The following is a 12622-nucleotide window of genomic DNA, read 5'->3' as shown; positions in this document are numbered from 1 at the left end:
AGCCGGTTTGAAATCACACTTGGCCGGTCAACACGACTATCCTCAGTTCCTTGCCGATTGGAGCAAGATTCTGACCCAGCATGGAGCCGTGGTTGATGGCTCGTTGCACGCCCCAACTGCCTCCGAACTGGAACATACGGACGTGCTGGTGATGTACAAGGGCGATGCCGGATTTATGACTGATACCGAGCAGGACGCTCTCACGGCGTTCATCGAACGAGGGGGTGGTCTGATCAGCCTTCACGACTCGTTATGTGGGCCCGATCCCGCGTACTTCGCATCACTTGTCGGGGGCGCAAAGAAGCACGGTGAGGTGAACTATACCCTCGACGCCGATGTCCCCTACACCATCGTCGACAAGGCAAACCCGATCATGCGCGGTATGACGGACCTGACCATTGTTGATGAGGCTTTCTTCAACATGACCTGGGCGCAGAGTCCAGCCATACACCCCCTGGCAACGGCAACCATTGCAGGAACCAAGAGCGCCGGCACCCACAAAGGCGAGGTCGTGCCACAGATCTGGACCTATGAGCACACTCTTCCGGGCGGCCAGCCTGCCAGGGCATTTGTGTGGATGCAAGGGCACATCTATGCAAACTACGCGAATCCCCAGATTGAAGATATGCTGCTTCGCGGCATGGCCTGGGCTGGCCACAGGCAGGTGGACGAACTCGTCGACTACAAGCCCCCAGTCAAACCACATTAGGCGTTGGGGGCGGTTCGTTCATTTCTAGCAAGAGTTCATTAGGGTGATGAGGAGCAAGGATGAAGAAGCGTCCGGGACTAAGTTGGGGATGGCTGACCGGCCTGACCTGTTTGCTCTTGTTGTTGCCTTTGCTGCGACCGGGCCATGCCGCTCAGCACCACGTGCCCTCAGGGCCTGCAACAGCTACGGCTATGGGAGACTGGCCTATGGTCGGTCGCGATCCCGGAGGCGAGCGCTACTCTCCGTTGACGCAGATCACCCCGGAGAACGTCGGAGAGTTGACGGTAGCGTGGACCTATCACATGAAACCCGCGTCGAAGCTTGACGCCGCTTCCACCGCTGGTCCAGCGAAGCGCGTTAGTTTTCACGAGTCGGAAGATCAGCCTCTTGTGATCGGGCAGACGATGTATGTGGTCACACCCTATAGCCGCGTCGTTGCACTGGACTCGTCCGATGGCAAGGAGAAGTGGGTCTTCGAGATTCCAGATGGAGACAATGCTTCCCTTCGTGGAACAGCCTATTGGCCGGGAGATGCAACGGCCGCACCCGCATTGATCTTCGGGACACGCAACGGAAGGATGTTCTCGATCAGCGCAATGACAGGACGTCTCAACGCTGATTTCGGCGACAACGGCGTAGTCAACCTCAAGACGGCGGAGGTGATGACGACCGGGATGGATCATAGTTACATTCTTCCTTCTCCGCCCGTCATCTATAAAGATTTAGTCATCACCGGTGCTGGACCGGGCGAAGGTCCAGGCGGTCTTGGCGGAGGTCTCGGTCCGTCGGGCGACACGCGCGCGTGGAACGCTCGTACCGGCAAACTGGTATGGACCTTTCACTCTGTGCCTCGCCCCGGCGAAGAGGGGCACGAAACCTGGGCCGGTGATAGTTGGAAGAATCGATCCGGCGTCAACGTATGGGGACTCATGACGCTCGACCCTGCCCGGGGCATCTTGTACATGCCCCTTGGAGCGCCGAATAATGATCGCGTCGGCGTAGATCGTCCCGGTAACAATCTCTTCGGCTCCTCCCTCGTTGCAGTCGACGCTTCCACCGGCAAGCTGCGATGGTACTTCCAGGTGGTTCATCACGACATCTGGGATATGGATACGCAATCGCCTCCAACCCTCTTCGATGTGAAGCACGACGGCAAGATCATTCCTGCTGTAGCGACCGTCAACAAGAACGGTCTGATGTTCATTCTCGATCGCGTCACCGGTAAGCCGATCTATGGAGTCGAAGAACGCCCCGTACCTAAAAGCAACGTACCGGGCGAACAGACATCGCCCACGCAACCCTTCCCTGTTCTTCCTGAGCCGTTGTCCCAAAACACGCTGACCCGCACGAACCTCTACAAAGACACGCCCGAACATCAAGCGTGGTGTGAGAAGTATGTAGACGACAATCAGATGGTGCTTGGCGAGGTTCCCTACACTCCGCCGCAACTCGATCGCTACACCGTACCGATGCCCGGTACGCAGGGCGGCGTTAACTACTACGGTGGAGCCTTCAATCCGAAGCTTGGCTTGTTCATTGCCAATGTAAATAATCTGGGTCAACCGATGCGCATCGTCCGCAACGATGATGGAAGCTATATCAACGCCGGTCCACTCGCAGGCTTGACGCGTTTTTGGGATCCGAGCAATCATCTGCCCTGCACACCAACACCCTGGGGCCAGTTGGTTGCAGTCAACGTCAATACCGGCAAGATCGCGTGGCGTTCGACGTTGGGCGTGACTGACACTCTTCCTGAAGGAAAACAAAACACGGGTCGCCCTGGTCTCGGAGGCGCTATCGCTACTGCGAGCGGCCTTGTCTTCATAGGTGCCACGGATGATGCGCGCTTCAGGGCCTTCGCCGCTGCAAGCGGAAAAGAGATCTGGACCGTCAAACTTCCGGCCGCTGCGGAATCTACCCCAATCACCTACGCGGATGCGACCGGTAGACAATATGTAGCGGTGGTTGCTACAGGCGGCGGACTTGTTGGTGCACCCTTGTTGAGCGACTCACTGGTTGTCTATACACTGCGACGGGCCGGACAGACAGCCGCTTCCTCGGAACAAGCGCTCTCTTCTAAACAGTCTGCCGTGAACTCATTGCCTGTTCCAACGACACCGGCGGCGGCAAACATGCCGAACAACCGCTTTACGACAGGCCTCGCGATTCTGCCGCTCGGGACTGGCCGTGACGTCACGATCAAGGTGTGCACCCGGTGTCACGCGGCCGCCGTCCTCGCAGCACAGCGCCTCGACGATCAGGGCTGGTACGACATGGTTCAGGTCATGCTGGGAAGAGGAGCCGTAGCAACAGACGATGAGGCCGACCTGATCGCCGATTATTTAGCCAAGTCATTTCCTAAAGATTCTCCGCAGCTCGCGTCCCCCCATAAGTAACTCTCATCATCTCTGCTCAAAGCTGTTCCTCCTTCCGCACACTTCTCGCCCGGACTTCCTGTGAGACAGTGAGCACTCCCGACATAAGTCCGCCGCGTCTGTCGATAGGACTGTAGCCACGTCTGGCACATCTACTCAAGTAAGTAGGACTTCCTGTGAGTAAAAATTGCGCCGCAATTCTATTTCTTCATTTATAGTGAAGAAATGGGTGAGCACAACTACCTGGGTGAGTTCGAGATGATCCTTCTCCTCACGATCATTCGCCTCGGAGCCGATGCATATGGCGTACCGTTGTCGCGAGAGTTAGCTCTTCAGCGCGGTCGGGAGATCGCCGTCGGCAGCGTCTATGCAGCGTTGGACCGTCTCGAAACAAAGGGCTTCGTCGCCTCCCACCTCGGAGAGTCCACCCCGGAGCGAGGTGGTCGGGCCAAGCGCTACTTCCGCGTCACCGATCAGGGTCTACGCACCGTTCACGAGACGCGCAAGGTTCTCAGCACACTCTGGAAATCTCTCCCGCCTCTCAGCGAAGGCCTCTCATGAAATCTCCACGAACAATCGCTCTGGCGAATTGGCTCCTGCAGCACCTCACCCTCGGCTCTCCAAACGAGTCCCTCGCAGGCGACCTGTTCGAGGAACTCCAATCCGGCCGCTCGAAAGGCTGGTACTGGCGGCAGGTCCTCTCCGCAATCGCCACCTCCGTCTCCATCAGGTTCCGGGCATACCTTCTGCCCCTCGGTTTCTCAGTCGCCTGGAGCTTCGTCTATTCCGCAGGATGGCCCTCCATCATGCGAGGGCCGCTGACACAAGCCGCAACGCGACGCCTGGCCACACACGATTGGCCCTACTCCACCGGCTTCCACGCAGTCGCTATTCTCCTTCCCGCGATCCTCTTCGTTTGGTTCGGCCTCTTTCTCTATCTCGCATCACGCACAAACAGGCCTCCCGCGTTGAGGCTCGTCGCAAGCCTGTCCATCAGTCTCAACGCACTCCTCCTGTCGACGATTGCTCTTCACCTGGCAACCCAGCAGCCGGTCGACGATCGCCTCTCGTATCAAAGTCTGTCACTGGCACTGAGTCTGTTCTCCGCCCTAATATGCGCACTTCAGCCCGCGCGGCAGCTACATCACGCTTCTCCCGCTGCCTGACTCCAATCGCTCGTCGCAACGCATGGTGCAGTACATGGGCTTTACCAGGTACCAGGTCGTATCGGCGGAGCAAGCGACCACCAAGCTGGATCTACGTGGTTGGCTCGCCTTCGCCACCGGTTTGAATCTTGCCTTCGCCTTCTGCTATCTCGTCTGCAACGCTCCCGAACCTCACAAGCTTTCCCTGACAGCCCGCCTGCTCGTTGCCGTCGTCTACTTGGCACTTGCCTGCTGCGTCGGCGCATTGGGAACGTGGATCACGCTGCCCCGCACCTCACGAACCCAACTTCGCGGTCTTTCACAAAGCGGGCTACGTGGCTGGATCTTCCTGCCCGCCATGGTCCTCTTCCTCCAACGTCAGTCTCCCCTGGCGCTACTCGTCGCTGTGATCTCCGCAACCCTCATGGCAATCTACCTGCGCCGCCGTACACAGGCTGTGCCGCACGACGCCCTCGGCACCTCGTGGTTCCCTCAGCCTCTTGACAGCGCCCTCTTCTCCACAGAAGTTCGCCTCACTCCTACGTCATGGGTCCCCTTCTGGCTCTCACTCTGCCTCTACGGCACAATCCTCATGGGCGCCACTGGAAGAAACGTATTCGAGACCCTCCTTCTCGCAGCAGGAACCTTTCTCCTCTGCCTACAGGTCACTGCAGTTCCCCCTGAAACTGTGCGAAAATCCAAGCGAGTGTCGTACCCCTATATCCTGATCACAGCAGCCTTCTGCTCAACGTTCATCGCGCTTTCGCTCTCCCCGCACGGCATCCGCTTTCCTTTCCCTGGCTGGGATCGCGTCCTGTCAAACCCTCCTCCGAGTCAACAGAAAGCGCCACCGGACCGTTCCTCCAGCGGCTACCAGACGATCGTTCTCTGGCCGCTCGAGAAACAGCAGAAAGAAATTCCTGCGCCTCCACTCCAGATCAGCACACCCTCAGGCACAGCAAAGACGTGGATCATTCCCTTCTACGGACCATACTGGTACTTCAAGTCTGCCGGAGACACACCCGGTCCAAACTCACGCACCACCCGCGGCGATCCCCTTAAGGTCAACGTTCATTCCACAGATCAGCGAGCGCTCCTGATGCAGGCGCACCAGCATCTCTCGCAACCGATCGACTTTGCATGCTGTCGCGAAATACAAATCGTCTTCAAGAATGACGGGCTCGTCGGAGCCCTCGCCGTAGGTATCTCCCTTGCCGACACTCAAACCAAAGGAAGACCATCCCAGGACTTAGGCATTAAGTCCACCGGCCACAGCGATCAACAAAAGGCAAACACCACACCCATCGAGCAGACCCTGACATTCCCGCTTCCAGCCCATGGAAGTATCAAGCGCTTCGACACAATTACGGTAACCCTCGTACCCGACCCGAGCCACCGAACCGCCGGTCGCAAGGTAGCCGTGGAGCGCTTCATCCTGATGCCAAAATAGCTCTAGACGACGCTGCTGTTATGCCGCACATCCGCGCCGCGCACCCAGAAGATCACATCTTCGGCTATGTTCGTTGCATGGTCGCCAACGCGCTCCAGATTGCGCGAAATAATCAGCGCATTCAACGACTGCGGCGTAAGCTCCGGCTTCTCTTTGATCAGCGAACTCAGCGCATAAAACGCCGCATCGTTCATCTCATCCACCTGGTCATCGAGCGTCAGCACCGACTGCGCAAGTTCCGCATCGCCCTCTATAAACGCCTGTAGCGCCTTGCGCACCATAGCCGAAGCCAGTGACGCAAGCTTCGGAATATCAACCGGCAGATCGATGTTCGCGAACGCACCCATCTCGCGCACACGCACCGCGATGTTCACAGCCTGATCGCCCACACGCTCAAGGTCCGCATTGATCCGAATCACGGACAGAATGAAGCGCAGATCGATTGCCATCGGCTGCTCCATCGCCAACAGATCGAGCGCCATCTGGTCGATCTCGCGCTCCAGCCGATTGATCGCCGGCTCCGACCGAAACACCAGCTCGCAGATGCTCAGGTCCCGCGACCGGTACGCCTCAATCGACCGCTGGATCGCCTGCTCCGCCATACCCGCCATCATCAAAAGGCGTTCTTTCAGGTCATCAAGACTCTGTTGAAACTTAATGCGCGCCATCAGCCAAACCTCCCGGTGATGTAGTCCTCCGTGCGCTTGTCTTTAGGGTTCGTAAAGATCTTATGCGTCGAATCGAACTCAACCATCTTGCCGTTCAGGAAGAAGCCTGTATTCTCAGCCACACGCGCAGCCTGCTGCATGTTATGTGTGACGATCACGATCGTATATTGGCTCTTCAACTGAAAGATGAGGTCCTCGATCTTCGAGGTCGAAACCGGATCAAGCGCCGAAGCAGGCTCATCCATCAGCAACACCTCAGGGTCCACGGCGAGTGCGCGCGCAATGCACATACGCTGCTGCTGGCCGCCCGAAAGACTCGCCCCCGACTTCTTCTTCAAGTCATCCTTCACCTCTTCCCACAACGCAGCCTGCTTCAACGAGCGCTCCACCGTCTCATCCAGCACCTTGCGATTGCGAAAGCCATTCAGCTTCAAGCCGCTCGCCACATTGTCGTAGATCGACATCGTTGGAAAGGGATTCGGTCGCTGAAACACCATGCCAATCCGTCGCCGGATCTCGACCGGCGAAGCGCTCGTGTAGATGTTCACGTCGCCCATCATCACCGTGCCCGTCGCACGTGCAATCGGGTTCGTCTCGTGCATCCGATTCAGGCACCGCACAAACGTCGATTTCCCGCAGCCCGAAGGCCCGATCAGCGCCGTCGCGTGGTTCGCCGGAATCTTCAGATTGATGTCCTGCAGCGTATGCGTCGTCCCATACCAGGCGTTCAGATTTTCGACTTCAATGCCAACGCCCATTTAACTATTTCCCTTCAACGCACCGCGGTTAGCGAAGATGCGGACCAGTGTTACCGAAACCATAATCAGTACGATCAGCACGAGCGACCCGGCCCACGCCAGCCGATGCCATTCGTCATACGGCGACGTCGCGTACTTGTAGATCTGCAACGGCAGCGCCGCAATCGGCTCGTTCAGTTTGAAGCTCCAGAACTCATTACCCAATGCCGTAAAGAGCAGCGGAGCCGTCTCACCAGCTACCCGCGCAAACGCCAGCATGCAGCCCGTAATAATTCCCGGCGAGGCCGTTCGCAGACTTACCGAGATCACCGTTCGCCACTTCGGCACACCCAGCCCGAGCGCCGCCTCACGCACCGCGAACGGCACCGTGGCGAGCATCTCCTCGGTCGTCCGCGTAATCGTCGGCACCATCATGATCGCCAGTGCCAACCCACCCGCAAACGCCGAGAAGTGTTTCTGCTGCATCACGACAAGCGAATAGATCGCAATGCCCATCACGATCGAAGGCACGCCGTTCAGCACATCCGCCGTAAAGCGAATTGCATTCGCCAGCATCCTGCCCCGGCCAAACTCCGCGAGGTACACGCCAGCCGCAATCCCAACCGGAACGCCAAGTGAACTGGCCAGCGCAAGCACCACACCCGACCCGAGAATGGAGTTTGCCATGCCGCCGCCATCTTCACCGACAGGCCTCGGAATATGCGTGAAGAACGCAAGGTTCAGCGAACTCGCTCCCTTGTAGACGAGGTACACAAGAATCGCCACCAGCGGTGCAATCACCACAATCGTGCTCAGAACCGCAAGCCCGGTCACGAGGTAGTTCATCGACGCCCGGTACACCCCGTACATCTTCATTGGCTTGGCGCGAACGCCCAGTCCCATCGGCTGTGTGCTCATCTAAGCCACCCTCGCCGGAGCATTGCGCGTCACAGCCCACACCAGCAGTCGCGCAATCGCATTCACCACAATCGTCACCAGGAACAACGCCAGGCCAATTTCGATCAACGCACTGATATACAGATCACCCGTAGCTTCGGTGAACTCATTCGCAATCACACTTGCGAGCGTGTAGCCGGGCGCAAACAGGCTTTTCGAAATGTCAGGGTGATTACCGATCACCATCGTCACAGCCATCGTCTCACCCAGCGCGCGGCCCAGTCCCAACATCACCGCGCCCACAATCCCGATGCGCGAGTTACGCAGCACGCCCGTGCGGATCATCTCCCACCGCGTAGCGCCAAGCGCCAGCACTGCCTCACGCTGCGAGTTCGGTACAGCCGTCATGATGTCCCGCGTCAGCGACGAGATAATTGGCAGCACCATAATCGCAAGGATGATGCTAGCCGTCAGCAGCCCCACGCCAAAGTTCGATCCCTCAAAGAACCCTGTCCAACCGAGATACTTGTACAGCACCGGCCCGATCGAATCACGCATCAATGGCACCAGCACAAACACAGCCCAGAGTCCGTACACAACACTCGGTATAGCCGCCAGTATCTCCGTAAGAAAGGAGATCGGCGCACGCAGAGCCTTTGGACAAAGCTCCGTCAGGAAGATTGCCACACCAAGCGCCAGCGGAACAGCCATCAGCAGCGCAAGAAACGACGTCGCCAGCGTACCGAAGATAAACGGCAGCGCTCCAAAATCTCCCTGCACCGGGTCCCAGGCTTGTCGCGAGAAGAACTTCCACCCAAACTGCACCAGGCTCAGGTGGGAGCGCAGAATGAGGATGCTTGCGATAAACAGAACGATCGCAAAGATGCTGAGCGCACACACCAGCATCACTGAAGAGAACACCGCATCAGCCAGTTTGCCGCTTCCCCGCGCACGCAAAAACTCGCGAACTACGGAAGGCGGCCCCGAACTCTCAGGAGCCGTGGAAGCAACAACTGTCACGGGCACAGAAATGGGCATAGGTGTCGACGTCTTGGGTTCACGTTCTAGAGTCATGCGGCTGGGAGGCAATTTCCTGATCCTGCAGTTCCAACACTTCAAGGATAGAACGGAAGAGGAAGAATAGCTTGGCGCGGGTCTCATCAAAGACCCGCGCCGTCGAAACTATCCTACTTGACCTGCTTGATCGTCGCGCGAACACGATCCTGGATCGGCTTCGGCAGCGGAGCATACGTCATCGCCGCAGCCTCGCTCTCGCCCTTATCCAGCATCCACGTCAGGAAGTCCGCAAGCGCCTTACCCTTCGCCGGATCGGTCGAGTGCAGCGGAATCAGCAACCACGTAAAGCTCGAAATCGGATACGAATCCGCACCCGCAGCATTTGTGATCGACACACGATAGTCCGCAGGAATCACCTTCGCCGAGGCCGCAGCGGCCGCCGTGACACCCTCAGGCGACGCCTTCACGAACTTGCCCGCAGCATTCTTCACTAACCCGAACTGCATCTTGTTCTGCGCCGCGTAGATCAACTCGACATAGCCAAACGCATAGGGCGACTGGCGAACCATCCCAGCCACGCCTTCGTTGCCCTTCTGCCCAATACCCACCGGCCACTTCACCGAAGTGCTCTTACCCACACGGCTGTTCCAGTCTGAACTAACCTTCGAAAGGAAGTCGGTAAAGATGTACGTCGTGCCGCTGCCGTCCGAACGGTATACAGGAAGAATCGACTTGTCCGGCAGATTTACGCCGGCGTTATCCTTCGCGATACGACCGTCGTTCCACTTCGTAATCTTGCCGAGGTAAATGTCCGCAATCACATCGGAGGAGAACTTCAACTCCTGCCCAACGCCCGGCAGGTTGTACACCGGAACCACCGCACCAAGCACGGTAGGAATGTGCATTGTCTTGACCTTGGCGTCGTTGATCTGCTGATCGCTCATCGGACCATCGGTCGCGCCGAAATCAACCGTACCCTCGGACACCTGGCGAATACCGCCACCCGATCCGATCGACTGGTAGTTGATCTTCACATTTGTATGAAGCTGGTTATACTCGCTGAACCACTTTGAATAGATCGGATTCGGGAACGTCGCTCCCGCTCCGTTGATGTTCTGTGCACATGCCGCTGCTGCGGTCAGTGCGAAGAATCCTGTAACTAAGGCCGCCTTCAGTTTCATAAGTCCTCCGGGAAATCGCGTCGCAACACGCCAGTGAAGCATACTGTTCCAGTCTCACCAAGCCGTGTTACGAGAACGTTACATCGCAATAAATAGGCCGATAAACCGAACATTACAGTTACGTGAACGCCCGGCATTAAGCCTTCACCCCAACCGGATACATCGCCTTTGGCAGCGTAAACAGAAAGTTACTCCCAGCATTCAACTCGCTCTCCGCCCGAATCCATCCACCCTGCGCCTGCACCATATGTTGCGCAATCGCCAGGCCAAGCCCGGTCCCCCCAGACTCTCGCGACCGTGCCTTGTCCACCCGGTAAAACCGCTCAAAGATCCGGCTCAGGTGCTCTGACGCAATTCCCTGCCCAAAGTCCCGCACACTGAACTCCACCGCCTCGTACGGCTCCGCAACCTCCCGCGCCGAAACCACCACCCGACAGTGCGCCGCGCCCTTAGCTCGTCCATACTTGATCGCATTCTCGATCAGGTTGCTCAACACCTGCAGCACCGCATCCGTATCCGCGAACACCTGCGTGTCAGTGACCTCCCCGATCTCCAGCACCGCATCATTGTCCTGCACCAGTCCGCTCATCCCCTGCACCGCATCCCGCACCAGGATGTCCGCCGGGATCGGTGCCGGATGCAATTTCTCCTCAGCCGCCTCTACCCGTGCCATCACCAGCAGATCCTCCGTCAACCGATTCATGCGCGTCGCATTCTTCAGAATCGTCGACAGAAACTCCCGCGCCTGCGGGCTCAAACTCGCTTCGTGGTCCAGCAACGTCTCTACGTACCCTGTAATCGACGTCAGCGGCGTCCGCAGTTCATGGCTCACATTCGCCACGAAATCCCGCTGCGTCCGCTCCACCTGTTCGATCCGCGTAATGTCATGGAGCACCGCCACCGCCCCGCCACCCGGCATCGGCGCTGCACTTACCTCGAAGATCCGGCCTGGGATCACTGACGTCGATCGCCGCTCCACCACTTGCCGCTCCGCCAGCGCAATCCGCACGCTATCCAGCACCTCGGGGTCGCGAATCGTCTGCACCAGCGCATGCCCAATCCGGATCGAACTCGAAAAAGAAGCCCCGGGAACCAATCGCTGCAGGCGTTGATTGGTCCACTGAATGCGCCCGCCCGCATCCACCGCGACCACCGCATCCTGCATACTGTCGAGCATCGCCTCCAGCTCCTGCCGAGCCCCCACGGAATCGGCCAACGAAACATCCGCTCGCATCAACGCCGCTCGCATCGCCTCAGCCACATCGGTTACATCCCGAAAAAGCGTGGGCTTCACAGGATCAGCGTGCGTCGCCTCAGCAGCCGCGGCCCGCCGCAACGGCAGAATTGCCACCCGCAGCGAGTGAGCGATCCAGAACGAAGCCACCCATGCTCCGACGATGACCACCACCAGGTACAGCAACCACGCCCCACGTGGCAAAGCCAGGCAGACCACCACAACCAGCGCCATCAGCGCCGTCAACCTGCTCGCAAAAACAAGAAAGAAACTACGATTCACGCCACACACCCACGTGCAGAACACCGTTCAGAAATAAAGCTTTCCTGGAAAGTTCTGGTTCCTGAAATCGGTGCAAGCCGCACTCGTCCGCATCAAGCGCCTCTCTCCTGAACAGCCGCAGCACTTTTGGGAATCTCAAACCGATATCCTGCCCCACGCATCGTCTTCAGATACCGTGGCGTCTCAGCATCGGCCTCGATCTTCTCGCGAATCCGCCTCACATACACATCGACTGACCGCGGCGTAACAAAGCGCGCATCGCCCCACACCGCATCCAGCAGGTGGTCCCGGCTGAACACGCGCCCCGGATGCCGCGCCAGATAATCGAGCAGTCGGAACTCCGTAGCCGTCGTCGTCACCAGTTCCCCACCAACCCGCAACTGCATCGCGCTCGCGTCGATCTCGATCGTCTCGAATTTGATCAGCGACGGTCCGGTCGGACGCTCAAAGCGTCGCAATACAGCCTTCACCCGCGCCACCAACTCCCGCGTCGCAAACGGCTTCGTAATATAGTCGTCCGCGCCAAGCTCAAGCCCATGCACCCTGTCGTTTTCCGCTGCTCGCGCCGTCAGGAAGATGATCGGAATACTGCTCAGGCTGGGATTCTGCCGAAGCCTTCGGCACAGGTCCAGGCCATCGCCACCCGGCACCATGATGTCCAGAAGGAACAGCGCCGGCGGCTGCCGCTCAGCATCTGTAACAATCTGGCTCGGCGCCAGATATGGGCGCACCGCATAGCCCGCGCTCTCAAGGTGATACTGCACCAGGCGGGAGATATCCGCATCATCTTCCAGAACGAAGATCGTTTGACTCAAAGCGTTGACCTCGATTAATCCTGCAAACTTACCGTGTCCAGCCTAGCGCACCACAAGCCTGCAAATACTAATAGGGGATGAATCTGCCACCTTTACGAGGCAAAAAGACCTG

Annotated in this window: 12 protein-coding genes; 5 read left to right on the top strand and 7 right to left on the bottom strand. The window is 58.3% G+C overall.

Features of this window, described 5'->3' with window-relative positions:
* Positions 1–7: 7 nt before the first annotated feature.
* From OHL20_RS18480 to OHL20_RS18460, 5 genes are all read left to right on the top strand, one after another.
* Positions 8–709, top strand: a complete 702-nt coding sequence (locus tag OHL20_RS18480; protein ID WP_263384635.1) for a ThuA domain-containing protein — start codon at positions 8–10, stop codon at positions 707–709.
* A gap of 59 nt (positions 710–768) precedes the next feature.
* The gene (locus OHL20_RS18475) at positions 769–3105 is read left to right on the top strand and encodes an outer membrane protein assembly factor BamB family protein (protein WP_263384634.1); all 2337 of its coding nucleotides are present in this window, start codon (positions 769–771) and stop codon (positions 3103–3105) included.
* A gap of 204 nt (positions 3106–3309) precedes the next feature.
* On the top strand, positions 3310–3645 hold the full coding sequence (locus tag OHL20_RS18470; RefSeq protein WP_263384633.1) for a PadR family transcriptional regulator: 336 nt from the start codon (positions 3310–3312) through the stop codon (positions 3643–3645).
* Positions 3642–4250 carry a hypothetical protein gene (locus OHL20_RS18465; protein WP_263384632.1) on the top strand — a complete coding sequence of 203 codons (609 nt, stop codon included), beginning with the start codon at positions 3642–3644 and terminating at the stop codon, positions 4248–4250. The genes OHL20_RS18470 and OHL20_RS18465 overlap by 4 nt, the downstream gene beginning before the upstream one ends.
* A 34-nt stretch (positions 4251–4284) precedes the next feature.
* Positions 4285–5679 carry a hypothetical protein gene (locus tag OHL20_RS18460; protein WP_263384631.1) on the top strand — a complete coding sequence of 465 codons (1395 nt, stop codon included), beginning with the start codon at positions 4285–4287 and terminating at the stop codon, positions 5677–5679.
* Between the two features lie 2 nt (positions 5680–5681).
* Here OHL20_RS18460 and phoU read toward each other — a convergent pair whose 3' ends face one another.
* The 7 genes from phoU to OHL20_RS18425 all read right to left on the bottom strand — a co-directional run bounded on the left by phoU (position 5682) and on the right by OHL20_RS18425 (position 12510).
* Positions 5682–6347 carry a phosphate signaling complex protein PhoU gene (gene phoU / locus OHL20_RS18455; protein ID WP_263384630.1) on the bottom strand — a complete coding sequence of 222 codons (666 nt, stop codon included), beginning with the start codon at positions 6345–6347 and terminating at the stop codon, positions 5682–5684.
* A complete protein-coding gene (gene pstB / locus OHL20_RS18450) occupies positions 6347–7105 on the bottom strand; it encodes a phosphate ABC transporter ATP-binding protein PstB (RefSeq protein WP_263384629.1) in 759 nt (252 codons plus the stop codon). Before pstB ends, phoU begins: the two co-directional genes overlap by 1 nt.
* A complete protein-coding gene (gene pstA / locus OHL20_RS18445; protein WP_396272583.1) occupies positions 7106–7960 on the bottom strand; it encodes a phosphate ABC transporter permease PstA in 855 nt (284 codons plus the stop codon). It lies immediately after the preceding gene.
* Positions 7961–8002: 42 nt separating this feature from the next.
* Positions 8003–9019, bottom strand: a complete 1017-nt coding sequence (gene pstC / locus OHL20_RS18440) for a phosphate ABC transporter permease subunit PstC (RefSeq protein ID WP_263384627.1) — start codon at positions 9017–9019, stop codon at positions 8003–8005.
* 149 nt (positions 9020–9168) lie between these two features.
* The gene (gene pstS, locus OHL20_RS18435; RefSeq protein ID WP_263384626.1) at positions 9169–10179 is read right to left on the bottom strand and encodes a phosphate ABC transporter substrate-binding protein PstS; all 1011 of its coding nucleotides are present in this window, start codon (positions 10177–10179) and stop codon (positions 9169–9171) included.
* Between the two features lie 136 nt (positions 10180–10315).
* Positions 10316–11695, bottom strand: a complete 1380-nt coding sequence (locus tag OHL20_RS18430) for a sensor histidine kinase (RefSeq protein ID WP_263384625.1) — start codon at positions 11693–11695, stop codon at positions 10316–10318.
* Positions 11696–11787: 92 nt separating this feature from the next.
* Positions 11788–12510, bottom strand: coding sequence for a winged helix-turn-helix domain-containing protein (locus tag OHL20_RS18425; protein WP_263384624.1), 723 nt, complete (start codon positions 12508–12510; stop codon positions 11788–11790).
* Positions 12511–12622 lie beyond the last annotated feature (112 nt).

The organism is Granulicella arctica (assembly GCF_025685605.1).
In the GTDB taxonomy this organism is placed as follows: Bacteria; Acidobacteriota; Terriglobia; order Terriglobales; family Acidobacteriaceae; genus Edaphobacter; species Edaphobacter arcticus.
This window is presented reverse-complemented; position numbering and strand designations above follow the sequence as displayed.

Bases quoted from the DNA above. Each gene is read 5' to 3' on its own strand.
- OHL20_RS18460 (WP_263384631.1), top strand. From the start codon at position 4,285: ATGGGCTTTACCAGGTACCAGGTCGTATCGGCGGAGCAAGCGACCACC.
- OHL20_RS18465 (WP_263384632.1), top strand. From the start codon at position 3,642: ATGAAATCTCCACGAACAATCGCTCTGGCGAATTGGCTCCTGCAGCAC.
- phoU (WP_263384630.1), bottom strand. From the start codon at position 6,347: ATGGCGCGCATTAAGTTTCAACAGAGTCTTGATGACCTGAAAGAACGC.
- pstB (WP_263384629.1), bottom strand. From the start codon at position 7,105: ATGGGCGTTGGCATTGAAGTCGAAAATCTGAACGCCTGGTATGGGACG.
- OHL20_RS18475 (WP_263384634.1), top strand. From the start codon at position 769: ATGAAGAAGCGTCCGGGACTAAGTTGGGGATGGCTGACCGGCCTGACC.
- pstA (WP_396272583.1), bottom strand. From the start codon at position 7,960: ATGAAGATGTACGGGGTGTACCGGGCGTCGATGAACTACCTCGTGACC.
- pstC (WP_263384627.1), bottom strand. From the start codon at position 9,019: ATGCCCATTTCTGTGCCCGTGACAGTTGTTGCTTCCACGGCTCCTGAG.
- OHL20_RS18470 (WP_263384633.1), top strand. From the start codon at position 3,310: ATGGGTGAGCACAACTACCTGGGTGAGTTCGAGATGATCCTTCTCCTC.
- pstS (WP_263384626.1), bottom strand. From the start codon at position 10,179: ATGAAACTGAAGGCGGCCTTAGTTACAGGATTCTTCGCACTGACCGCA.